Annotated in this window: 18 protein-coding genes; 16 read left to right on the top strand and 2 right to left on the bottom strand. The window is 29.8% G+C overall.

Annotated features, from left to right (window positions below; genetic code table 11):
* Positions 1-265: 265 nt before the first annotated feature.
* Positions 266-2,179 carry a sigma 54-interacting transcriptional regulator gene (locus tag JJC02_13950; GenBank protein UDN53990.1) on the bottom strand — a complete coding sequence of 638 codons (1,914 nt, stop codon included), beginning with the start codon at positions 2,177-2,179 and terminating at the stop codon, positions 266-268.
* 176 nt (positions 2,180-2,355) lie between these two features.
* Positions 2,356-3,570, bottom strand: a complete 1,215-nt coding sequence (locus JJC02_13945) for an FAD-binding oxidoreductase (GenBank protein ID UDN53989.1) — start codon at positions 3,568-3,570, stop codon at positions 2,356-2,358.
* Between the two features lie 244 nt (positions 3,571-3,814).
* Between JJC02_13945 and JJC02_13940 the strand changes: the two genes are divergently transcribed.
* From JJC02_13940 to JJC02_13865, 16 genes are all read left to right on the top strand, one after another.
* Positions 3,815-5,197 (top strand): TldD/PmbA family protein, encoded by a 1,383-nt coding sequence (locus JJC02_13940; GenBank protein ID UDN53988.1) that lies wholly within the window; start codon positions 3,815-3,817, stop codon positions 5,195-5,197.
* A gap of 11 nt (positions 5,198-5,208) precedes the next feature.
* Positions 5,209-6,558 (top strand): TldD/PmbA family protein, encoded by a 1,350-nt coding sequence (locus tag JJC02_13935; protein ID UDN53987.1) that lies wholly within the window; start codon positions 5,209-5,211, stop codon positions 6,556-6,558.
* A 131-nt stretch (positions 6,559-6,689) separates the two neighbouring features.
* A complete protein-coding gene (locus tag JJC02_13930; protein ID UDN53986.1) occupies positions 6,690-7,223 on the top strand; it encodes a manganese catalase family protein in 534 nt (177 codons plus the stop codon).
* A gap of 83 nt (positions 7,224-7,306) precedes the next feature.
* Positions 7,307-8,116, top strand: coding sequence for an alpha/beta hydrolase (locus JJC02_13925; GenBank protein ID UDN53985.1), 810 nt, complete (start codon positions 7,307-7,309; stop codon positions 8,114-8,116).
* Between the two features lie 344 nt (positions 8,117-8,460).
* The gene (locus tag JJC02_13920; protein ID UDN53984.1) at positions 8,461-10,506 is read left to right on the top strand and encodes a sigma 54-interacting transcriptional regulator; all 2,046 of its coding nucleotides are present in this window, start codon (positions 8,461-8,463) and stop codon (positions 10,504-10,506) included.
* A gap of 259 nt (positions 10,507-10,765) precedes the next feature.
* On the top strand, positions 10,766-11,965 hold the full coding sequence (locus tag JJC02_13915; protein UDN53983.1) for a membrane dipeptidase: 1,200 nt from the start codon (positions 10,766-10,768) through the stop codon (positions 11,963-11,965).
* Positions 11,966-12,020: 55 nt separating this feature from the next.
* Positions 12,021-12,716, top strand: coding sequence for a DUF5058 family protein (locus tag JJC02_13910; GenBank protein ID UDN53982.1), 696 nt, complete (start codon positions 12,021-12,023; stop codon positions 12,714-12,716).
* Positions 12,717-12,728: 12 nt separating this feature from the next.
* Positions 12,729-13,406, top strand: a complete 678-nt coding sequence (locus JJC02_13905; GenBank protein ID UDN53981.1) for a hypothetical protein — start codon at positions 12,729-12,731, stop codon at positions 13,404-13,406.
* 110 nt (positions 13,407-13,516) lie between these two features.
* A complete protein-coding gene (locus JJC02_13900; protein UDN53980.1) occupies positions 13,517-15,118 on the top strand; it encodes an amidohydrolase family protein in 1,602 nt (533 codons plus the stop codon).
* Between the two features lie 1,074 nt (positions 15,119-16,192).
* On the top strand, positions 16,193-17,518 hold the full coding sequence (locus JJC02_13895) for a purine/pyrimidine permease (GenBank protein ID UDN53979.1): 1,326 nt from the start codon (positions 16,193-16,195) through the stop codon (positions 17,516-17,518).
* A gap of 459 nt (positions 17,519-17,977) precedes the next feature.
* Positions 17,978-18,937: a methenyltetrahydromethanopterin cyclohydrolase gene (locus tag JJC02_13890; GenBank protein ID UDN53978.1), complete on the top strand. Its 960-nt coding sequence runs from the start codon at positions 17,978-17,980 to the stop codon at positions 18,935-18,937.
* A gap of 36 nt (positions 18,938-18,973) precedes the next feature.
* Entirely contained in the window at positions 18,974-19,954 is a 981-nt protein-coding gene (locus JJC02_13885; protein ID UDN53977.1) for a thiamine pyrophosphate-dependent dehydrogenase E1 component subunit alpha, read from the top strand.
* The gene (locus JJC02_13880) at positions 19,954-20,931 is read left to right on the top strand and encodes an alpha-ketoacid dehydrogenase subunit beta (protein UDN53976.1); all 978 of its coding nucleotides are present in this window, start codon (positions 19,954-19,956) and stop codon (positions 20,929-20,931) included. Before JJC02_13885 ends, JJC02_13880 begins: the two co-directional genes overlap by 1 nt.
* 17 nt (positions 20,932-20,948) lie before the next feature.
* The gene (locus tag JJC02_13875) at positions 20,949-22,217 is read left to right on the top strand and encodes a 2-oxo acid dehydrogenase subunit E2 (GenBank protein UDN53975.1); all 1,269 of its coding nucleotides are present in this window, start codon (positions 20,949-20,951) and stop codon (positions 22,215-22,217) included.
* A gap of 123 nt (positions 22,218-22,340) precedes the next feature.
* Entirely contained in the window at positions 22,341-23,738 is a 1,398-nt protein-coding gene (locus tag JJC02_13870; protein UDN53974.1) for an amidohydrolase, read from the top strand.
* A gap of 26 nt (positions 23,739-23,764) precedes the next feature.
* Positions 23,765-24,772 carry a dihydrofolate reductase family protein gene (locus tag JJC02_13865; protein ID UDN53973.1) on the top strand — a complete coding sequence of 336 codons (1,008 nt, stop codon included), beginning with the start codon at positions 23,765-23,767 and terminating at the stop codon, positions 24,770-24,772.
* The last annotated feature ends 28 nt before the right edge of the window (positions 24,773-24,800 follow it).

The raw sequence follows: 24,800 nt of genomic DNA, 5'->3' as shown, positions 1-24,800 counted from the left end.
TATCACTCCTTTTCATTTTTATATAAGTATCTAAAAGCAATTACTATGCCAATATATAGGTTTTATATTTTAAATTATTATGATTGGTTTTGATTATTGATTAAAATGCTGTAGATTACTTAGAGTTAAACGTATAATTGTAGAAAATTTCACACTAAAAATAATATTTTTATTATATAATTATATTTTTTAGTAAAAACAAATAAACGTCTTATGTATTAAATTGAAACATAAAACGTTTTGATATATTAAGTATGTTTTATTTTTAAACATCATTTTCTATTTCTTTTAATTTTCTCCATAGAGTAGAGCGAGTTATTTTTAGAATTTCACAAGTTTTTGTAGTATTTCTATTGTTTTCATTATAAATTTTATAGATATATTTTTTTTCTAATGTCTTTAAATCTAAATTACTACATTCAAAATCATTATTATTCTTATGTGATATATTATTTGTATATTCATTTTTATATTTTTCTAATAAAATTGAATCAAATGATTCTACAATAACAGCCCTTTCCATCATACCTTCCAATTCTCTTATATTACCTTCGTATTCTCGCTCAAGAAGTGCTTGTTTAATATTTGGAGTGACAATTAAAGGTGTTTTGTTGTATTTGATTGAATATTTGTGTATAAAAAATTCTGATAATTTTATAATATCTTCTTTTCTTTCTTTTAATGAAGGAAGGTGCAATGTTAGTATATTTATTCTAAAATAAAGGTCTTGTCTAAATAAACCATCACGCATCATATTTTTTAAGTCTTTATTTGAAGCACAGATAATTTTCACATCTATAGGAATAACTTTATCACCACCAATTCTCATAACTTGTTTTTCCTGTAAGACTCTCAATAATCTACCTTGAAGTTCAAGAGGAATTTCACTTATTTCATCTAGAAAGATTGTACCTTCATGTGCTAACTCAAATACGCCTGATTTACCTTTTTTTCTTGCACCTGTAAATGAACCTTCCTCATAACCAAAAAACTCACTCTCTATTAAAGATGGAGGTATAGCAGCACAATTTACAGCAACAAAAGGTGCATTTTTACGCTTACTATAGTTGTGTATACTTTGACAAAATAGTTCTTTACCAACACCTGACTCTCCAGTAATAATCATTGGAGTGTCATAACATGCATATTTTTTAGCAATTTCTATACAATTTTTTGTTTTTTCACTAGCATGGATTATATCATCAAAAGTGTATTTAGCAGATAGACCTTTATTTAATAGACTCCTTCTTATTGTATGTTCAAAAGAACTTATCTCCTTACTATCTTGAAATGTAGAAACAGCTCCTTGAATTTGACCATCAACTATGATTGGAACTCTATTTGTAATAATTTTTGTACTTCCTATATTTTGTATTTCACCAATTTGAGGTTCCATAGTTTCAACTACTTGTGGAAGAACCGTGTTTGGAATAACATCTATAACATTGTGATAAAGTGCATTTTCCTTTTTTATACCAAATATTTTTTCAGCACTCTTATTAAATAATGTGATTTTAAAATTTTTATCAACTGTTATTATTCCATCATGTACGAAATCTGTCATAGCTTCTATCTGTAATCTTCTTTTTTGTTCATCTTTTGTTGCTTCAAGTATTTGTTCTGCTTGTTGAATGGCTCTAAGTATGTTCTCTTCTCTAGATTCAATTAATATTCCCTTACAATTAAGTCTTTTAACAATATGTGCAACAGTAGTATCTCCTATATATGTGTTGATACCTTTTTTTCTGTATTTTTCTATAGCATCATAAATCTCTTCTTCTTTTTCAATTTCAATCATAGTTATTTTTTTATTCAATATTTCTTCTATAATATCGAAGCCATAGATGACGTTATTAAATCCAATTATTCCAAATGGTTCATCGGAATTTTTTACTTCTTTATAGCTTTTTATAATATCATAAGCATCTACTTTAATTTCAACTATAGGTATGTTGTAGGTAGCTTTTAACATATTGTAAGTCCCACCTCGGCTTATGATAACTCTAGTACCATGATTAATACTTTTTTCAGCAAGAGGTATACCTTCTTTTAGATTGCCAAATACAACATCAATATTTGTATATTTGTTTTTTTTAACTATGTGAATTGATTTTTCATAGGTTCCTTTAGTGGGAGCAATAACGAGTATTTCTTTCATAATGATTCCTCCATATTTCATCAAATAAACTTAAATATTATCTCATGACTAAATTTTATCAGTTATATTTTAATATTTTACTTTATATTTAATTATAAATAAAGTATTTTTAAAAAGAACATTATAAAAGACTGCATCAAAGTTAACTTCTAGAATTCTAAAGTTTCATCTTCTTACAGTCTTTTAATATCTAATATCTATTTATCAAATCTATCTACTCTAAATAATTTCATGTTTTTATTTTGTTTACCAAGATATAATTCACTTAACATTATACCACCTAATATTGCAAAGAGTATACCATTTGCTCCATAACCTAGACAATACCATAGGTTGTTGTTTTTGTTATCTGGTCCAATAAAACCTAAATTATCTAAAGTTGAAGCAAAACAACCACAATATTTATACTCAACTTGTATGTCTTTTATATCCTTAAACATACTTTTCAATCTTTGTTCTAAAATGTCATACTTTTCATTGGCTAAAGTTTCATTTTCTATATCATCAAAACTTATATCTTCACCACCTATAATTAATCGATTGTCTTTAGTAGTTCTTAGATAATTATATGGGTCACAGTTGTCTCTAATTAAAATGTTGTTTTTCCAAGAAGTGATGTTTTTAAGTGGCTTTGTGGCTATATTAAAAGTATTTGACTTAGTTGCAAAATTTCTTTTTGTAAATAAACTTGTATTGTACCCTGTAGCTACAATTAATTTTTTACCATGAACCTTGTATCCATATGATACTTCAGCAATTACCTTATCATTTGAGAAGTTTACTTTTTTTACTTCTGTATTTTCATATACTTGAAGACCATTTTTTAAACTTACATCAATCAAATGGTGACTATATTTATATGGGTCTAATTCTCGTCCTCCGCTTTTTGCTATCAATCCTGACTTCAAGTCAAAACTAAAAGGGTTTGTGGATTCATCAATATATTCAACATCAAATCCATTTTCTTTTCTTAAATTGAATTCTTCTTTTATAGCCTTAATTTCAAGTTTATTGGCAGTATAAAGTAGAGTATCTCTTTTGGCATAATCACACTTATTTCCATGTAGTTCTATAAATTTATCTAATTCTTCAAGTGCTGATACACAAAGGTTGTATGCTTTTAGAGCATCAGTTAAAGTCATAACTTCTGTCAAGTCTATCAAATTATCATCTAATTCGTACTGCAAAAGAGAAGTGGTTGCACTAGTGCTTCCATGTGCAATCCTTCCTTTTTCAAGAATGACTGATTTTATATTGTTTTTAGCTAAATAGTAAGCACAAATACATCCAGTAATACCACCACCAACAATTATAACATCAGTATCAATATCATCAGTAAGATATGGAAACTGTTTTGGAATTTTGTTTATATTAGTAAAAATAGGCTTTCCCTTTACATATTCTTGATTCATATATTTCACTCCTAAAATTTATTATGTATGAATGTATTATTTTCTATAGCAAATAATATTATACATTTTAATTATCTAGATATATGGGTATGTATAAATAAAAATGTGCTAACCTTTTAGTGTAAAACATATGTATAATATATTTATAAGTACTTTATTTTAAGTAATATAGTATATAATGTTTGTTAACAAGTAAAAAGATTGAATAAAAGTTAATTAAAAATTTAAAGTAGGAGGTAAATTTATGCTTTCAAAAGATATAGCTTCAAAGGTATTAGAAAAGTGTCTAGTTACTGGAGGAGACTTTGCTGAGATTTTTGAAGAAGATACTATAAATAATTCTATTAGTTTAATAGATAATAAAGTAGAAAATGCAATAGGCGGGAGAAATTATGGTATAGGAATAAGAATATTTAAAGGATTAAAAAGCATATATGCTTATACAAGTGATAATTCGTTAAATAGTTTGTTGGATGTAGCATATAAAGCTGCTGTTGCTTTAGGAAGATTAGAGGATGGAAAAAGTGTAATATTAAATGACAGTACTAAAATAAATAATATACATAATATAAAAATTTATCCAAATTCAATAGCTAATAAAGATAAAGTAAACGTAATGAAGGTTGCATATAAGAGTGCAAAAGAATTTAGTAGTGATATATCTCAAGTAAGTGTTAGTTATTTGGATAAAGACCAAAAAATATTAATTGCAAACACTGAAGGTATATATGTTGAAGATAGAAGAATAAGAACCAGACTTGGAATAAGTTCAATTGCATCTAAAGGTACTGAAAATCAAACTGGATTTGAAGGACCTGGAGGTTGTAAAGGGTTTGAAATATTTGAAGAAATAGACCCAGAATACTATGCAAAAGAATCAGCTAGAGTAGCACATACTATGTTGCATGCTAAAAATTGTCCAGCAGGCAATATGATGGTAGCAATAGATAATGGATTTGGTGGAGTAATATTTCATGAAGCTTGTGGACATTCTTTAGAAGCTACATCAGTTGCAAAGGGCAATTCCGTATTTGCAGATAAATTAGGTCAACAGATTGCTTCTACAAAGATTACAGCTATAGATGATGGTACAATACCAAATTACTGGGGTTCTATGAATATAGATGATGAGGGAAATCCAGCTCAAAAAAATATACTAATTGAAAATGGAATTTTGAAGTCTTATATGATAGATAAACTTAATGGTAGACGAATGGGAATGAATCCTACAGGAAGTTCTCGTAGACAAAACTATAAATTTGCTCCAACTTCAAGAATGACTAACACTTATATTGCTGCTGGAGAAGATAAACCAGAAGACATTATAAAGTCAATACCAGATGGACTTTATGCTAAAAAAATGGGGGGTGGCTCTGTAAATCCTATAACAGGAGAGTTTAATTTCGCAGTTTCAGAAGGTTACTTGGTAAAAAATGGAGAAATACAAGAGCCAGTTAGAGGTGCTAGTTTAATTGGAAAAGGTAGCGAGGTACTTATGAATATAGATATGGTTGGGGACAACTTAAAACAAGCTCAAGGGATGTGTGGTTCATCATCAGGAAGTATACCAACTAATGTAGGTCAACCTATGATAAGGGTGAAAGAAATTACTGTAGGTGGAAGATAGGAGGGATAATTGTGGAACTTAAAAGTTTTAAGGATATATTATTTAAAAAGGCTCTAAGTGAAGGCTTTGAAGAGTGTGAAGTATATTATTATACAGGAGAAAATTTAAGTATAAATATATACGAAGGAGAAGTTGAGAAATACAGTCTTGATAAATCTTTTGGTTTATCTTTTAGAGGAAAAATAAATGGAAAGATAGGTTACTCTTATACAGAAATTTTAGATGATAAAGCTGTTGATATGTTGATAAAAAATGTAAAAGATGGAGTAAATACCATTGAAAATGAAGATATACAATTTATATATGAAGGTGATAAGCAATATAGTGAGGTAAAGACTTATTCTAAAGAGCTAGAAAATTTAGAAGCAGATAAGTTGATTGATTTAGCTTTAGAAATGGAAAGAGAGACTAAAGCTTATTCAGATAAGGTAGTAAATTTATCTAAGTGTACTATATCTTATTCTGTATCGAGTAATGGTATATGTAATACTAAAGGTCTTGATTTAAGCAATACAACCAATATGCTTATAGGGTTTGTAGTTCCTATCATAGAGGACAATGGGCAAAAATATGATGGAATAGGATATAATATAGCAACTTCTATTGAAGAAATAAAGCCTTGTGAGATAGCAAAACTTGGTGTTGATGATGCTTTATCTAAAGTAGGTGGTAAGAGTATCCCATCAGGTAAATATAAAACTATATTGTTTAATGAAGCTATGGTATCTTTACTTAGCACATTTTCTGGAATATTTAATGCAGATTCAGCTCAAAAAGGATTATCTCTATTAAAAGGTAGAGAAGGAGATATGATAGCATCTTCTATAGTTACAATAGTTGATGACCCGCTTTTAGAAAATGGTATGGCATCTACTCCTTTTGACGATGAGGGAGTAGCTACATTTAAAAAAGAAATTATTTCAAATGGAAAGCTTATAACTTTACTTCATAATTTAAAGACGGCTAATAAGGCAAATGTAAAGACTACAGGAAATGGAATAAAATCTTCATATTCATCACCTATAGGTATACATCCAACTAACTTTTATATAGAAAAAGGAGATAAATCTCTAGATGAAATTATGAAAGATATAGGTGAAGGCTTGATGGTTACTAGTTTTGCAGGTCTTCATTCAGGCGCAAATTCAGTAACAGGAGACTTTTCTTTAGCAGCTAAAGGCTTTTATATTAAAGAAGGTAAAAAAGTATTTCCAGTAGAGCAAATTACTGTTGCAGGTAATTACTTTGATTTATTAAAAGACATTGAAGTTGTGGGAGAAGATTTAGAATTTCCAATGAGTAGTATAGGCTCACCTTCAGTTGTTATTAAAGAGTTATCAGTAGCTGGAAAAGATGAATAATTAAAAAGTAATTTTGTAAGCAAAAGGCTATGTTAATTTTAATTAACATGGCTTTTTATTATTTACGTTATATAATAAAGTCGCAATGCATATAATTAATATCATATGTTAGATTTAAAGGAGGATATATTATGAGTGATGTACATTACGATATGCACAAGAGAAAGGGATATTCAAGTGATGAACCATACCCAGAAATAAAAGTCTTAGGACCAAATAAGTACTATGCAGAACTATTGATGGATGATTATTCTGGTAGAGCTAGTGAATTTACAAGTGTAACACAGTACTTATATCATGATTTTGATTCAGAGAAAAATTATAAAGAACTTAATGAAATGTGGGTAAATATATCTATAACGGAGATGTTACATATGGAGATATTGGCAAAGACTATAAGATTATTGGGTGGAAATCCTGTATACAGAGGTTCTACAAGTTCATGTGGTGCATATTGGAATGGAAGTTTTGTATATTATGGAGACTCCATTTGCGACAGATTAAAATCAGATTTACATTTAGAATATGTAGCTATTGATAATTATTATAGAGATATAAGCATTATAGAAGACCCTTATATAAAAGCTATATTAAATAGAATAATTTTAGACGAAAAAGTTCATGTAGGTTTGTTTAAAAAAGCAATAGAAAAGTATTGTGAATAAACTCGAAAGCTTAGTTATTAATTATTTTATTCATATATATAAAATGGATATCATACATTTTCTTGAAGGGAGTTGCTATTGATATGTATTATGTGTATGTAAATGATATAAATATAGCAGTTTATGATTTAAATCCGAGTGCTAAAAAAACAGTACTTTTTATACATGGTTGGCCGTTAGGACATAAGATATTTGAATATCAAACCAATATACTTCCAAAACTTGGATATAGAACAGTTTCAATTGATTTAAGAGGATTTGGTAAATCTGATGCAACAGCAGGAGGATATACCTACAGCCAAATGGCGGATGATATTTATAAGGTGGTACAGGCCATTGGATTAAAAGATTTCACCCTTGTTGGATTCTCAATGGGTGGAGCGATTGTACTTAGATATATGAGCTTGTTTCATGGATATGAGGTATCAAAATTAGCATTGCTTGCAGCAGCGGCACCATCATTTGTACAGAGGCCTCCAGAGTTTCCATACGGTATGACACGTGAGGATGTTAATAATTTAATAGCTCAAGCATGTACTGATAGACCAGAGATGGTGACCAATTTTGGCGAAAAGGTATTTGCATCAAATCCATCAAAAAGTTTTAGAAGGTGGTTCAACGACATTGGTTTTAGTGCATCTGGTATTGGCACAATTGGAACAGCTGTATCTTTAAGAGATGAAGAATTATTTAATGATTTAAAATGTGTAAGAGTGCCTACTGGTATATTTCATGGTAAACTAGACCGAGTATGCCCATATGAATTTGCAGTTTTTATGAATGAAAAAATAGAAGATTCAACTTTATATACTTTTGAGTATAGTGGTCATGCTATATTTTATGATGAACTTAAACTATTTAATCAAGAATTTTTACAGTTTTTAGAGGAATAAAAATATTTTATTATCACTTAAAAAAAGAGTAAGATTATGTTAAATGGTTTAGGTTAAATTTTATACTATCTTGCATAATTTAGATAAATAGGGTTTTAGAACTTGATACTAAGTTCTGAGACCCTATTATTATATGTTCTTAAATATACATATTATGTAAGTTATTTGTGAAAAATTATTTTGTAAGAAAATTAACAAATCTATAAGTGAAAATAAAAATATATACTTTAGAAAATAATAGTAAATAATACAAAATGTGATTTTTAAGATTTAAAACTTTTTTAAAAAGTGCTACAATAGACCAAATTATTACTTTCTATATTCACTAAACAGGAGGTGGTGCTATGAAAAAACATAATATTTTATTTGTGTCAACTGATGACAAAATAAATATAGATATATCAAAACAATTAGAAAATATATTTGGAGAATTTTGTAATATAGATAACTTGGTCTATGTAAATAGAATAAATATTGAACTGTCAAAGTACGAGCTTGTAGTATGTTCAGACAATGATATAAAAGAGTATATACATAATAATATCGATAAAAATATACCTATTGTAATAATACATCGCACAATAAATATTGAAAATATAAATCAGATAATAAGTATAGAAAATGATTCTGAAGTTATGGTTATAGATGCTTATAAAGAGTCAGCAGATGAAACTGCCAAGATAATTAGAAAACTAGGATTAATTCACATTAATCTAATGCCATATTATCCAGGATGTGATAAGTCTGAATGTGAGATTGGAATTATTACGGGGAGTAGAAATAGTATACCACAAAACATAAAGCAAATAATTGACATAGGTGATAAAATAATCGATATAAATACAGTCATAGAAATCTTTACAAAGCTAAATATATCTATAGATAAACTACATATTATTAAAGAAAAATATAATGAAGATACAGTAAATGGATATAGGTATTATACAACTATGAATAAAACTATGAAGAGTTTTTTGGAGATTATAGATGAAGGTATTGCTTCTATTGATAAGTTAGGAAAATTTATATATTGTAACAAAGTATTCTCTAACCTAGTTGGAATAGAGCAAAATGAAATTATATCTAATAATTTTATGGACTTATTTAGTGATAAGGTTGTCAAAAAAATATTTTTTCAAGAGGATGAAGTTAATGATGAAGTAGTAAATTTAAATAACAAAAAATTGATAATTAATAAAGTAAATGTGTATGAAAATAATGAACGAATAAAGAGTATTATAAGTATTAAAGATATAAGTGCAATTCAATTGATTGAGGATAAGATTCAAAATAAATTTCAAGAAAAAGGTTTTGTATCAAAGTATACGTTTGAGAGTGTTGTAGGTGAGAGTAAAATAATAAAAGAAAAAATTAATATTGCAAGAAAAATAGCAGCTACAGATTTTTCTGTGCTGATACTTGGGGAAAATGGAACAGGAAAAGAAATATTTGCCCAGGCAATACATAATGAATCTCTAAGAAAAAACAAGCCATTTGTTGCAGTTAATCTGTCTTCTTTGTCAGATTCACTTATTGAGAGTGAACTTTTTGGCTATGAGGAGGGAAGTTTTACAGGAGCAATAAAAGGTGGAAAAATGGGTATATTTGAAAGAGCACATACAGGAACAATTTTTTTGGATGAGATAGGTGATATATCTCTAGATGTACAGCAAAGATTGCTAAGAGTATTACAAGAAAAAGAAGTTATGAGAATGGGTGGAAGTAAAATTATACCAATAGATGTTAGAATTATAGCTGCAACAAATAAAGATTTAAAGAAAAAAATTAAAGAGTGTTCTTTTAGAGAAGATTTGTATTATAGGATTAATGTATTACATATAGAGATTCCTAGACTTAGAGAGCGTAAGGAAGATATACCTCTTATAAGTAAGTATTTTTTAGATGAAATAAATAGCAATAAATGTTTTACAGAAGAATCAATGCAGGCTTTAAAATTGTATGAATGGCCAGGAAATGTAAGAGAGCTTAAAAATTTAATTTATTATATTGACACTATAGTTGAGGAAGATAGAGTAGATTACGAGCATTTGCCAGAACAATTTAGATTTGAAAAAAACAATACTTTAGTTAATGAAAATTTCGATTCAATTATCTTAGATTTAAAACAATCTAATTTCTTTGAGGAGAGTATATGTATATTGACTAGTATAGAAACTTGGAATAATAAAAATATATTATTGGGAAGAAATAAACTGCAAGAAATTTTGAAAGAAAAAGGTGTAGTTTTAAGTGTAGACCAAATCAGAAAAAGAATAGATAAATTAAAGAGTAATGGTTTACTTTTATCTGGAGTAAAAAAACAAGGTAGTTTTATAACTGATGAAGGAAAGAACTTTATATCATATATAAAATTTAAGGGAGTAATATAGGGGACTAAAAAGGTAAAATCCCCTAAAAAACTCCCTATAATAGATAGAAATAAATTAAATTATTTTCAAGATTAAGATAATTCAAAAATATTAAATTAATAATCTAAAAAGATTATTTCTAATAAAACAGTAGTAAATATCAACTTTACTACCGTTTTTATTTTTTGAAAGATTTATTATACAATTAAAATTTATATTTTGGCATGTTAATTGCTATATAGGAAAATATAAAAAATTGTAGAACTTGGAGGATGTTGTTATGAAGTCAGCTTATAAAGGATATGAAGCATATAGTTATCTGGAAAAAGGAAAAGATATCTCATCTATTGAGATGTGTAAAGGAGATAAGAGAGTTAAAGAGTACCTTATTGAGTTAGATGATGTTCAAGAAGCGAAGGTTAAAAGTATAGTGGAGGACAAAATATTTATATCATTACATGAACATCCAGTCTTATTTCCAGAACACTTGGAAAGAGATATATTTGAATACAATAGAGAGGGTAAACAAAGATGCGCTTATGAAGCACTATCAAGAGGATATTATGATGCTATATTTGATAATTTAATGGATGGTGTATGTACAATCACATCAAATTCAGGATGGAAATGGGATGATATATTAATAGATTTAGGTATGAGGCTATGTGATTTAGCGCATCAAGATTTTGTTATAAAATGTGAAAAAGTGGAAGATATATACAGAGCTAAAAGTGAAGGTAAAGTGGCATTAATACCCACACTAGAAGGGGCGGCACCAATAGAGAATGAGCTTGATAGAATAGATATACTATATGGATTTGGTATAAGAATGATGGGTATCACATACAGTGAATCTAATGCATTAGGTTCAGGACTAAAGGAAGAAAAAGATGGAGGTCTTACAAATTTTGGTAGAAAAGCTGTAGAAAGAATGAATAAGATTGGAATGGCAATAGATTGTTCTCATGTTGGAGTACAAACTACACTTGATGTTATAGAATATAGTAATGACCCTATAATATTAAGCCATGTTGGTACAAGGAGTTTATGGGATACAAAGAGACTAACTCCAGACGAAGTGCTAATAGCATGTGCTAAAAAAGGAGGGGTTATAGGTGTAGAAGCAGCACCTCATACTACAATAACTGAAAAAAATAAAGAACATTCAATAGAGTCATTTATGGAGCATTTTGAGTATATTAAAAATTTAGTAGGAATAGACCATGTGGCTTTTGGACCAGATACAATATATGGTGACCATGTAAAATTACACTCAGTACTAGCTGCTAAATTTGATATAAAAAAGATAACAGGTACAAAAGAACATCCCAAAGTAGAATATGTAAAAGGTCTTGAGAATCCAACGGAGACTTCAAAAAATATTGTTAGATATTTAGTAAAACATGGGTATAGTGATGAGGAAATAGAAAAGGTACTAGGTGGAAATATACTTAGAGTATTAAAGCAGGTATGGAAATAAGTAAATAGAGTAGAAGTATTAATAAAATTTGAGGATTTATAGGGAGGTTTTATAAATGGATTATTTAAAATTAGCTAATCACCCACTCTTGTGGATAGCAAGTACAGTAGCAGTATCAATAGTAGTAGTACAGTCGCTTATATTTGCTATAAAATCTTGTAAAGTTGGTAAAACAATGGGAATAACAGATAAACAAATAAAGTCAGCTGTCAAAAGTAGTGCTATTTCAGCTATAGGACCTTCAATGACTATATTTGCTGGAATGGTATCGCTTATAGTTACTATGGGTGGACCTATAGCATGGATGAGATTATCGTTTATAGGTTCTGTAATTTTTGAATCTATGTCAGCTGGATTTGGAACAGATGCATTAGGTATAACTTTAGGTTCTCCTGAAATGACAAAACTTGCATTTACAAATGCGGTTTGGACTATGATACTGGGTTCTTTAGGATGGATAGTATTCACATTACTATTTGGACATAAACTAGATAAGATAACTAATGTTATATCTAGTGGAAATAAATCATTTATACCAATAATATCTTTAGGAGCTATGCTAGGTTCATTTGCATATTTAAATGCTGATAGGGTGTTGCGTTTTGATAATGGGACAATCGCATGTATAAGTGGGATGGCTATAATGACAATATTATGCATGCTTGAAAAGAAGAAAAATATAAAATGGTTAAGAGAGTGGGGGCTTACAATATCAATGTTTAGTGGGATGATAATAGCTTCAGTAATATAAGGAGGGAGTTTTATGAGTAAAGTAAAATCTATATACAATGAAGAATATTTACCTTTTATGATAAGGTATGGAAGATTGACATTATCTTTGGGTATTATAGCAGCATTAGTTCCTGGAATAATTTTGAGCTTTGGATTTGGTCTTATGCCTCCAATATCAGCATTGTTAGCGAGTACAATGGCAATTGTCAGTATGAGTGCCCCAAATTACATAATAGAACCAGTTTCTTATTCGCCGATTTTAGGCATACCAGGAACTTATATGAGTTTTCTTTCTGGTAATATATCTAATATGAGGCTACCCTGTTCAATAGCAGCTCAAAAGGCAGCAGAAGTTGAATCAGGTACAGAAGAAGGTTCAATAATATCTACAATAGGGATAGCTGTATCTATTTTAGTAAATATAAGTATATTAACTATAGGAGTGGTTCTAGGAGGAAGCGTATTATCTAAGATTCCAGCTGAAGTAGTGGAAAAATTAAATTTAATTTTACCAGCTCTATTTGGGTCAGTCTTTGGGCAAGTATTTTTGCAAGATAAAAAATTGGGTCTAGTAGCAATTGTAATATCTGTATTGACTATTATATTGTCAAAGCAAGGTATAATACCTCAGTCTTTAGTGGTTCTTATATGTGTATTTGGTACTATATTAATTGCAAGAATTATGTATAAAGATAAGCTTAGTGACTAATTACAATGAAATAATAGTGAATTTTCAAATATGAAATATAATAATTTGATTTTCAAATATAAAAATTACATTAAGATTATTTAAAAATTGGTTTTTAAGGAGGAAATATTTTGATATATGATTTAATCTTAAAAAATGGATTTATAATAGATGGTATAGGTAATCCTGGTTTTTATGGAGATATAGCAATTAAAGACAACTTAATAGCAAAAATAGATTCTAAGATAAATAGCAATACAAATAAAGAGATTGATTGTTGTGGAAAAGTTATAACACCTGGATTTATTGACCCTCATGTTCATGAAGAAATAGTAGCAATACTAGATGGTAAATTTGAAAAGTTTCTAAAACAAGGAGTTACAACAACTATAAATGGTAACTGTGGGCATTCTATAACACCATATTCTTCTGAAAATATATATGAATATATGTATAAAAATGGCTTATTACTTGAAGAAGAAAAAAAGCATCTTATAGATAAAAATAAATATTGGAATAATTTTACAGAATATTGTGACCTTATATCTAAAAGTGGTATTTCTATTAATATGGGATTTTTACTAGGGCATGGTACTATAAGATGGAGTGTTATGGGGGGGTCTAAAGATAGACCGCCTACAGAAGAAGAAAAAAATGAAATTACAAATATAATAAATGATGGTATGAAAAGTGGTGCTTTTGGAATATCTACTGGATTGGCATATATACCAAGTAAGTATGCTGATATTGATGAACTTGTTGATATTGCAAAGTTAATTAAAGAATATGATGGTATATATACATCTCATATTAGAGATTACATAGGAAGATATAACGCAGTAAAAGAAACTATAGAGGTTGGGGAAGAAAGTGGTGCTAGAGTTCAAGTATCACATTTAAGTCCAGTTGAAATAGAAGCTTTTGATGAGATATTAAAAGCTAGATACAATGGTGTTGATATAATGGTTGATACAGTGCCAAGAAGTTCTGGGCATTGTATGAAGAAGAAAAGAGTGATTCAATTTATTATGGCGATATCATCTAGTCTATTTGAATTAGGTATAGATGGAGTAATGGATGCTCTTAGAAATGAAGAGGGAAGAGCACTTATATTAAAAGAGGCATTTATACTTGGAGATAGAGGCAGTATAATACTTCTAAACACTAAGGATATTGATATGGAAAAGAAATCAATACGTGAAATAGCTATACAAAAAGGTATGGATGAGGACAAGTTATTACTCGATTTACTTTTAGATGGAGATGAAGAGCTTATCTTTTGTCTAGGTGGAATGTATAGAGCCGATTTCCCAGACAAATTGCATGATGATAAAATAATTGATAATCCATTTGTTATGGTTGGTTCAGATTGTTTGTTTAGTGTGGGTGGAGATATGTCATGGTTTGAACTCCAAAGAAGAGGAGCTTTTCCAATTTTCTTCAACATGTACAGAAAGTCAGATGTTAGACTAGAAGAAATTGTAAGAAGAGTCACTTCATTACCAGCTAGGCAGTTTAAAATAAAAAATAGAGGTGTTCTTAAAGAAGGGTTTATAGCTGATATAGCAATTATTGATATGGATAATTATAGTTATCCTAGGTCAGAAGATATTGATTTCTCAAAGCCACAATTATTAGCTAAAGGTGTTGAATATGTAATTGTAAATGGAAAAATTGCATTAGAAGAGGGAGAAGTTACTGAGAATCAATATGGAGTGGTATTAAAAAGATAAAATTTTAAAAAATAATGGGAATTTATAAATCAAATAAATGTTTAATAAGTAAAAGCAAAGCTTGAAATTTATTTAAATAAAAGTCTTGCTTCGTTTTTACTTATACATAATAAAGTTTAATTTATTTTAATAATAGGGAACATGTATATAAAAAAACACAAAAAATATTTATATTTTATATTGAAAAAATTAAGATTTTTAATCCTTAAATTATGTAGAAAAATTGGATAAATAAATAATTGTATTGTTTGAAAAAAGATTTTGTATAAATAAAAAAGATAAAATTATAACAAGTAGTATTAAAAATTCTTAAAGAGATAATTTATATATTTTAAGATTGATAAATCATAAAATATAATTGAGATTTTGTTGTATATATTAAAATAATATAGCATATGATTATGTCTTTAAATATGTATTTATTAGCTGTTAGTATATGTTAAATTTAGTCTTTATTGTGTGTATAACAATTATTTATTGAAGAATTATTCTAAATAGTTAAATTAAGTAGCTTTCTACATATGAGTTGATATAATTTATCTACGCAAAAAATGATAAAAGCAATCTATAGGAGTATTGTACACTATATTTGTTGTAGGAATAAAATATACAAAAATAGCTTTATATATATAAAATATTTGTTTATATATTATAAAGTCAAATAGTAACGATAAAAAAATAACATAAATTTAAGAATTAAAGAATTTTAATGCTGACTTTATTCTACAAAATAAGTATTATTTTTATTTTAAAAAATCCAAATAAAATTAAAATTAAATTGTCAGAATAATCTTGACATTCTAAAATCGTGACTGTATAATACAATTAAAAATCGGATTAATTACCTAGTCTACAAAAAATAAAAATAATGCCAAAAGCAAACGTTTTATTTTTTTAGTAAGTAATCCTCCGCCACTCCTTAAATTAGAGCTTTTCTAATTTCAAAATGTATTACTAAAACTTCATAATTTAACTGTGCAATATTTATTAGGCTCTAACTTTTAAGGTTACTAATAATTTATTACATAGCTCCATACATTTGGCGGCAATGGCGGGAGCGATAAGGGGTAAGATATGGAAAATTACAAGTATGGATTTAACGACAAGCCAAAGTTTCTAACAGCAATACCGCTTAGTATGCAACATGTTTTTTCTGCTTTTGCGGGTACTATGTCTGGTGCTATTTTAGTAGCTGTTGGCATGGGTCTCTCACTAAGTGAGACTGCATTTTTGATTCAGTGTTCAATGCTGATTGCAGGAGTGAGCACCATACTGCAATCTATGGGGATTGGACCAGTAGGGTCACGGTTGCCAATTGTTACTGGTGGAAGTTTCACCTTTGTAGCACCGTTAATTGCCTTAAGTACAAATAATGATGTTGGCATTGCTGGAGCTTTTGGAGCAGTGCTTGTAGGAAGTTTAGTTTTAACTTTAGTAGGACCATTTGCAGTAAAATATTTGCATAAATATTTTACACCTACAGTTACAGGAAGTGTTGTTTTAGCAGTAGGGTTATCACTTATGAGTTCTTCATTTGACTATGCAATATCATTTGATGTCCATAGCCCTGATGTAGTTGCTAATTTTTCTTTAGCTGTATTTACATTGTTGTTGACACTCATTTTAAATCAATTCGGAAAAGGTTTTCTAAAGGTGGCATCCATAATAATTTCAATAGTGATAGGGTATGTGGTAGCAGTAATATTTGGTATGGTTGATTTTTCTAGTATGACACAAGCAAATTGGTTTTCAATGCCAAAACCTATATACTGGGGATTGGAATTCAACTTAGGGGCTATTGTAACCATATGTACAATTCATATTGTGACGGTTATGGAGATAATAGGAGATACGACAGGCGTTGTAAGCTCTGTTGAGAATCGGTTACCTACACAAAAAGAGTTGATGAGAGCCGTAAGAGCAGATGGAGTTGGAAGTTGTTTTGCAGCTTTATTCAATGGACTTCCAGTTATATCAGGTAGCCCAAACATAGGGATAATATGTATGACAGGTGTTGCAAGTAGGTACATAGTAGCACTTGGAGGAGTGATATTAGGTATTTTAGCATTTTTCCCAAAGTTTGCTCAGATATTAGCTTTAACACCAGACCCAGTAATTGGAGGGACATTGGTTATGATGTTTGGAACAATTGCATCATCGGGTATTAAGGTTATTGGAATGGGGAAAATGACAAATCGTAATATAACAATTTTAGCAGTTTCATTGGGAATTGGTATGGGTGGTTATTTTAATCAAGCTGCATTAGCATTTTTACCAAGTATAGTAGTCACTTTAATGACTGGTATATCTGGAACAGCTTTATTATCTTTGATACTAAATATCATATTGCCTAAGGAAAAGGAAGAAGTAATTGAAAGTAAAGTAAGTTGTAAAGCTTAGAGAACGTAATTCTAAAGGATATCCAGAAAGGAGCGCCTTGCTTCTATTTTTTTTACCAAAAATAGGATTGAACTTTGAAGGAAACCTAATAGCTTATAATACAATCTGAAAGGATATCCAAGAAGGAGCGCCTTGCTTCTATTTTTTTTACCCAAAAACCTTAAAAATTTGAATAATCAAAAGATATGATACTCATTTTAATAAAAGTATAATCTGAAAGGATATCCAAGAGGAGCGCCTTGCTCCTCTTTTTTAGTAATAAATTAGAAGATTTTGTATGAAAAATAGTTAAAAAAGAGCTTAAATAATACAGATAAAGTAATTAAAATTTTAATTTCGTAGAGATATATATAATTAAATTTTGTAGATGGACTGTATCAAGAAAGGAATGAAAATCTTTGGATGGAATTGATGTCTGTGGAAAAAAGGCATAAATAAAATATATTGAGAGGTATAAAAATGATAAGTTTAAATAAAAAGGCAATGATGGTAGTAAGAGAAATACTGGAAGATGCAGAATCATTAGGATGCGAAGTTATTAAGAAAGCTTGTGGAGCAACTATAATTGATATGGGTCTAAATTGTAGTGGAAGCTGGAAAGCAGGGATTTTATTTACTAGAGCTTCTATAGGTGATTTAGGAATAGTAACATTGGGTGATTTTAAATTAAATGATGAATATTCTTTTTCAGCTGTTGAAGTATTCATAGATAAGCCATTAATTGCATGTATGGGTTCACAGATTGCTGGATGGAAACTTGGAGAAGGTGAGTTTGCAACTATAGGGTCAGGTCCAGCAAGAGCTTTAGCAAGGGTTGAATCAGATTGGTATTTTGAAATGACTCCGTACAAAGATGATTATCATGAGGCAGTCTTATGCATTCAAGATGTAAAATACCCTGACGAAAAAACTATTTTAGAAATCGCAAATGCTTGTAGAGTAAAACCAGAAGACACATATATATTGATTTCCCCCAGTACATGTATCGTAGCATCAATGCAAGTATCAGCAAGAATCATTGAGCAAGTATGTCATAAAATGTTTGAAAAAAACTTTGATGCAGGTCAAATCGTACTTGCAAGAGGAAAAGCGCCAATAGCACCAATAGTAAAAGATGAAATTAAGACTATGGGAAGAATAAATGATGCATTAATTTATGGTAGTGAAACTGAGTTTTGGGTAGATTCAACTGACACTGCTATTGCAAAGACTATACATCAATTAGCAGGAAAAACTTCATCTCCAAATTATGGAGAGCTATTTGAGGATGTGTTTGAAAAAGCAGGAAGAGATTTTTTCTATGTAGACCATGATGTACATTCAATTGGAAAAATACAGATACACAATATAAATACTGGCAAATCATTTTCATCAGGAGAGATAAATTATTCAGCTCTTGAAAGAAGTTTCTTAAAATAAATGATTTAAATTCTATTAATTTAGGGGGGATACAAAATGGTATTAGATAAAACAAGATTAGAAAAATTATATCGTGATATGGTTATGATTCGAAGATTTGAAGAAGTAATAGAAGAGTATGCGGCAAATGGAACTATACCAGGATTTGTACATTTAAGTATAGGTCAGGAGGCTTGTCAAGCAGGTATAGTAGATGCACTTAGAAAAACAGATTATAAATTTCCAGACCATAGAGGACATGGGACTATTGCACTTTGTGGAACCGACCCAAAACTTGTAATGGCTGAAATATTTGCTAAAGCTACAGGTATAAATGGTGGTAGAGGCGGTTCAATGCATATAAATGATATTGGATGTAGAAATATGGGATTCAATGGAATACAAGGCTCTACGATGGTAACTTGCCTAGGCACAGCTTTTGCATCCGTATATAAAGAAACTGATGATGTTACAGCAGTATTTTTAGGTGATGGAACTTTGGGAGAAGGTACTTGTCATGAAAGCCTTAACATGTCAGCCACATGGAAACTACCAATCATATACTGTTTACTTAATAATCAGTATGCTATATCTACACACTACACAGATTCTCACCCTCAAAAAGAGCTAAAAACGTGGGGTGAGGGATATGAAATTCCAAGTTACAGAGTAGATGGTAATGATGTAGAAGCAGTAATTGAGATAGTAGAAAAAGCAGCAGATAGAGCAAGAAAAGGTGAAGGTCCAACATTAATAGAGTTTCTTACCTATCGTTGGCAAGGTCATTTTGCAGGGGACCCAGCAGCATATAGACCTGAAGAAGAAGTTAAGTACTGGAAAGACAGAGACCCAATAAAATTAACTAGAAAAATACTTATTGAGAGAGAAGGTATGTCAGACGATGTACTTAAGCAGATTGAAGAAGAGATAGAGGATGATGTTCAAGAAATGTTAAGATTCTCATTGGAGAGTCCATCACCAGATATTAAGGATGCAGTTACACACACATATGTTGATAGAAAGGTGGAAATAAGATAATGGGAAGAAAACTTTCGTATGGAATGGCAATAAATGAAGCACTTCATCAAGCTATGGAAAATGATGACAGAGTTTTTATATTAGGTGAAGATGTCGCTAAAATGGGTGGAGATTTTGGTATTACCAAGGGAATAATGGCTAAATGGCCAAATAGAATCAAGGATACAGCCTTATCGGAGTCAGCTATATTAGGACTATCAAATGGAGCGGCTCTTTGTGGACTAAGACCCGTACCTGAGATAATGTTTGCAGACTTTTTAGGTGTTTGTTTTGACCAACTTGTAAATAATGCAGCAAAACTTAATTTTATGTTTCAGGGGAAAGCACATTGTCCAATTACTGTTCGTGCTGTACAGGGGGCTGGTATACGTTGTGCATATCATCATTCAGTTTGTGCAGAATCATGGTTTATGAATACTCCAGGGCTTGTAGTAGTTTCACCAACAACACCTTATGAAGCTAAGGGAATGCTACTTTCAGCTATAAAGAACGATAATCCAGTATTATTTCTGGAACATAAAATGCTATATAACGTTAAAGGTGAAGTACCAGTTGAACCATATGAGATTCCTTTATATGAAGCTGAAATTGAGAGAATTGGTAGTGATGTTACTATAGTAGCTACTCAAATGATGTTAGGCTTGGCACATAAAACAGCAACTGAACTTGAAAAAGAAGGAATTAATGTAGAGATAATCGACCTTAGAACTGTTTTTCCTTATGATAAAAAAACTATAGTGGAATCAGTAGCTAAAACTAGCAGATTGGTTATTGCTCAAGAAGGACCAAGAGTAGGAGGATGGGCAGCTGAAATATCTGCCATGATAAATGAAGATGTATTTGAGTATCTAAGTGCACCTATAAAAAGAGTTACATCAATTGATGCTCCAGTAGCATATGCACCGGTTTTAGAAGACTTTGTTTTGCCAAAATTGGAAAATCTAATTAGAGCTTGTAGAGAAGTTATGCAATATTAATCAAGGGAGGAGAAGTCATGATTATAGAAGTTAAAATGCCAAAATTTGGTCTTTCTATGGAAGATGGAACAATTGGTACATGGTTGATTGAAGAAGGTGACATTGTAAATAAAGGGGATGAAATTTTAGAGGTTGAAACTGATAAGATAACCAATACTGTTGAAGCAACAGAAAGTGGAGTACTGAGAAAGATACTGTTTGAAGAGGGTGATGTTGCTAATTGTGGGGAGACAATTTGTATAATTGCAGATGCAGATGAAGATATTAGTGGACTTAACCCAACAGTTAAAACAGATATGGAAAAAGAAGAAGAAGATACTTTAATCTTAGAGCAGACAACAGAAGCAAAAAAATTGGCAGTAGATAAGAAAATAACTCCAAGAGCTAAAAAAATAGCTGAAGAGAAAGGAATTAACTACTCAAATATAGAGGGTACAGGAATACATGGAGCAATAACAATTGATGACTTAAAAAATTTCATGAATAAAAATCTAGAAGAAAAGGTCATTGAAACTAATCAAATTAAAGTGGATGAAAAAGGAGTACGGCAAGATGCTATATCTATTCCTCAAACTAAGAGTACTAAGACAACTATAGGGGAAAATGATGTAGTAATTAAAATGACTCAAATGCAAAATGTAATAGCGAAAAAAATGCATGAAAGTTTATTGACAACAGCTCAAACTACGATTACTACTGAATTAGAAATTACAAATCTAACTAAAGTATATAAGAGTCTAAAAGAAAAGTATAAAAATGTAAGTGTTAAATTGAGTTATACAGCTCTTATAATAAAAGCTGTAGCCCAAGCACTTGAAAATCATCCTAAACTTAGAACACAAGTATTTGATGAAAATCATTTTAAAATAAATGATGAAATTAATGTAGGTGTAGCTGTAGACATTTCAAATGGATTAGTAGTACCTGTAATAAAGAATGCAAATTTAAAAGATTTAAGAACAATATGCATAGAGTTGAGTGATTTAAGTGAAAGAGCTAAGAGTAATCAGTTAAACCCGGATGAAATGAGCAATGGAACTATTACTATAACTAATTTAGGCATGTTTGGAATAACATATTTTACTCCAGTATTAAATACACCAGAAAGTGCCATTTTAGGTATTGGAAGTATAATAGAAAAAGTTCTTGTAAAAGATGGTGCATTTTATGCTGGTTCTATAATGAATATGAGTTTGACTCATGACCATAGAGTGATAGATGGAGCCCCTGGTGCGCGTTTTCTTCAAGAAGTTACTCAAAATCTTTTAGATTTTAGATGGATGTAAAATATTTTTATAGCAAAATAGTAATCTGACAGATAGTTTGTTATGCGTTTCTCGAAAGATTTTTTCTCTCCAAACTATCTGTCAAAATTAAAGTATGGCAGAAAATTATATGGAGGTTGCTGTATGAGAAACGTAGATTTGATAATTAAAAACGCTTATATAATTTCAATGAATACTGAGAGGGAAATATTAAATGATGCTTGTATAATAATTGAAAATAGCAAGATAATTGACATAGGAAAATCTAATTTACTAGAAAAATACATTTCAGAAAAAACTATAGACGCTAGAGGAAAATTTGTTTTTCCTGGGTTCATAAGTACTCATTCTCATCTATTTCAGACGTTATTAAAGGGGTTAGGAAGGGATAAATTGTTGTTAGACTGGCTTGATAGTTCTGTTAGAAGAGCTATACATAAGATAGATGAAGAATGTTGTTACTATGCAGCATTAACAGGGTGTATAGAAGCAATTAAAACAGGTACAACTACTATACTAGACTATATGTATTGTCATGGAAAAGAAGGGCTTGATGATAGTATAATTCAAGGATTTGAAGACTTGGGAATAAGAGGAATACTTGGCAGAGGATTTACAGATACAAGTAAATTTCCCGAGGAATTTGGTTGCACTTATCATGATACAGAACAAAAATTCTTTGATGATGTTAGAAGATTGGATAAAAAATATAAAAACCATTCAAGAATCAGTCTGGCATTGGCACCCGGAATTATATGGGATAACACAGAAGATGGTTATAAAGAGATAAGAAAGATAGCTGATGAACTTAATATCCCAATAACAATGCATTTACTTGAAACTGAAGATGATGATAAATACTGTTTAGGTGATAGAGGTATGAGAACTGTACCATATCTTGAAAAGATGGGGATTTTAGGTTCTGATTTTATCGCAGTTCATTGTATACACATGTTAGATGAAGACATAGAGTTATTTAAAAAGTATGATGTTAAAATATCACATAACCCTATATCTAATATGGTTCTAGCAGCAGGAGTGGCTCCAATTCCAAGATTTATAAAAGAGGGCTTAACTATAAGTTTAGCATGTGATGGTTCAGCTAGTAATGATACTCAAAATATGTTAGAGGTAATGAAGATGACTACATTATTACAAAAGGTTACTCATAGAGATGCGAAACTTTTACCTTCATCAAGTGTACTTGAAATGGCAACTTTAGGAGGAGCAAAATCTATAAATAAATTAGACTCACTAGGTTCAATAGAGGTAGGAAAAAACGCTGATATTGTGGTTTATAATCCATATCAAAGTGCAATTTCCATACCAATTCACGACCCGATTAGTTCACTAATATATTCATCCACTCCAAATAATATAGAAACTTCTATTATAGATGGAAAAGTGATTATGGAGAATAGTCAGATAACAACTATAGATGAAGAAAAAATATTATATAAAACTCAACAAATCTCAAGTAAATTAATAGATGATGTTGGTCTAGGAAATGTACAGTGGGGAAAAAGAATTTATGGATTGTAAAACAATTAAGAGAGGATGGTAAGAGTATGAATAATCTTGAATTTTTTAGTATACCAAGAGAGAATTTAAAAATAGATGTGTTAAATAGAAATGAAAAAGTATTAGGTACGATAAAAGCAAAGTCAAATGAAGATATATGTATACCAGATGTTGTAGAGTATTATACAGAGTTATTCTTTCCACAAGCAGGTGAAAAAAGACCATACACATTTTCATCTATGGTGTTATCTTCAGATGGAAAGATGGCATATGAAGATAATAAGGCAGGACCTTTAATTGGGAAAAATAATTTTATAGACCCAGATGGTGCCCTAGCAGATTTTTGGGTTTTAAATGTGTTAAGAGCATGTTCAGATGCTGTGATTATCGGAGCTAGAACTCTTCAAAATGAACCTGGAATAACATGTCATGTATTTGATGAAAGTCTAACACAACAAAGAAAAGATTATTTAAATAAAAAATATCAACCATGTGGAGTAGTGGTTTCTTTTGATGCTACAGATATTCCATTTAATCACTATACATTTAAGGTTGATAAAAGCCAAGAATACAAAATGGTTATAGCTACATCTCCAAATGGTTGGGAGTATATAAAAGAAAACTCACCTTTAGAACATATATGTATAGGAAATTTTAGTTCAATTGAGGATGTTGATGATTATACATTTGAAGAATTATATAAAGATTTTGATGTTTTTCCTGTAATTGTCACTGGAAAAGATAGTACACCAGATTCTGAGGTATTGCTTTATGTGCTTAAAAATTTAGGAATAGAAAAAGTGTGTGTAGAATCTCCTTCATATTGTACACACTTAATAAAAAGTAAGTTATTGGATGAATATTTTATAAACTATTCTATGGTATTTGTAGGTGGAAGGATGACTCCCGGTTGTACAATAGCTTACAGTCATTTAGAACATCCACATTCAGACTTATTGGCAATAGGAATTCATAGAAATAATTTTATTTTTACACGTCAAAAGATTCATTATAATATAAAAAATCAAGTAGATTTAACAGAATATAAGTATTGATAGCAAAATTTTAGTTATAGATGTATTA

Origin of the sequence: Clostridioides sp. ES-S-0054-01, from assembly GCA_021561035.1 — a bacterium.
GTDB lineage: Bacteria > Bacillota > Clostridia > Peptostreptococcales > Peptostreptococcaceae > Clostridioides.
This window is presented reverse-complemented; position numbering and strand designations above follow the sequence as displayed.

What these genes read in the sequence shown, in the direction of transcription:
- JJC02_13910 (UDN53982.1), top strand. Translation starts at nt 12,021, where the DNA reads ATGGATTATTTAAAATTAGCTAATCACCCACTCTTGTGGATAGCAAGT.
- JJC02_13925 (UDN53985.1), top strand. Translation starts at nt 7,307, where the DNA reads ATGTATTATGTGTATGTAAATGATATAAATATAGCAGTTTATGATTTA.
- JJC02_13930 (UDN53986.1), top strand. Translation starts at nt 6,690, where the DNA reads ATGAGTGATGTACATTACGATATGCACAAGAGAAAGGGATATTCAAGT.
- JJC02_13905 (UDN53981.1), top strand. Translation starts at nt 12,729, where the DNA reads ATGAGTAAAGTAAAATCTATATACAATGAAGAATATTTACCTTTTATG.
- JJC02_13885 (UDN53977.1), top strand. Translation starts at nt 18,974, where the DNA reads ATGGTATTAGATAAAACAAGATTAGAAAAATTATATCGTGATATGGTT.
- JJC02_13940 (UDN53988.1), top strand. Translation starts at nt 3,815, where the DNA reads ATGCTTTCAAAAGATATAGCTTCAAAGGTATTAGAAAAGTGTCTAGTT.
- JJC02_13920 (UDN53984.1), top strand. Translation starts at nt 8,461, where the DNA reads ATGAAAAAACATAATATTTTATTTGTGTCAACTGATGACAAAATAAAT.
- JJC02_13950 (UDN53990.1), bottom strand. Translation starts at nt 2,179, where the DNA reads ATGAAATATGGAGGAATCATTATGAAAGAAATACTCGTTATTGCTCCC.
- JJC02_13895 (UDN53979.1), top strand. Translation starts at nt 16,193, where the DNA reads ATGGAAAATTACAAGTATGGATTTAACGACAAGCCAAAGTTTCTAACA.
- JJC02_13870 (UDN53974.1), top strand. Translation starts at nt 22,341, where the DNA reads ATGAGAAACGTAGATTTGATAATTAAAAACGCTTATATAATTTCAATG.
- JJC02_13890 (UDN53978.1), top strand. Translation starts at nt 17,978, where the DNA reads ATGATAAGTTTAAATAAAAAGGCAATGATGGTAGTAAGAGAAATACTG.
- JJC02_13875 (UDN53975.1), top strand. Translation starts at nt 20,949, where the DNA reads ATGATTATAGAAGTTAAAATGCCAAAATTTGGTCTTTCTATGGAAGAT.
- JJC02_13915 (UDN53983.1), top strand. Translation starts at nt 10,766, where the DNA reads ATGAAGTCAGCTTATAAAGGATATGAAGCATATAGTTATCTGGAAAAA.
- JJC02_13865 (UDN53973.1), top strand. Translation starts at nt 23,765, where the DNA reads ATGAATAATCTTGAATTTTTTAGTATACCAAGAGAGAATTTAAAAATA.
- JJC02_13880 (UDN53976.1), top strand. Translation starts at nt 19,954, where the DNA reads ATGGGAAGAAAACTTTCGTATGGAATGGCAATAAATGAAGCACTTCAT.
- JJC02_13945 (UDN53989.1), bottom strand. Translation starts at nt 3,570, where the DNA reads ATGAATCAAGAATATGTAAAGGGAAAGCCTATTTTTACTAATATAAAC.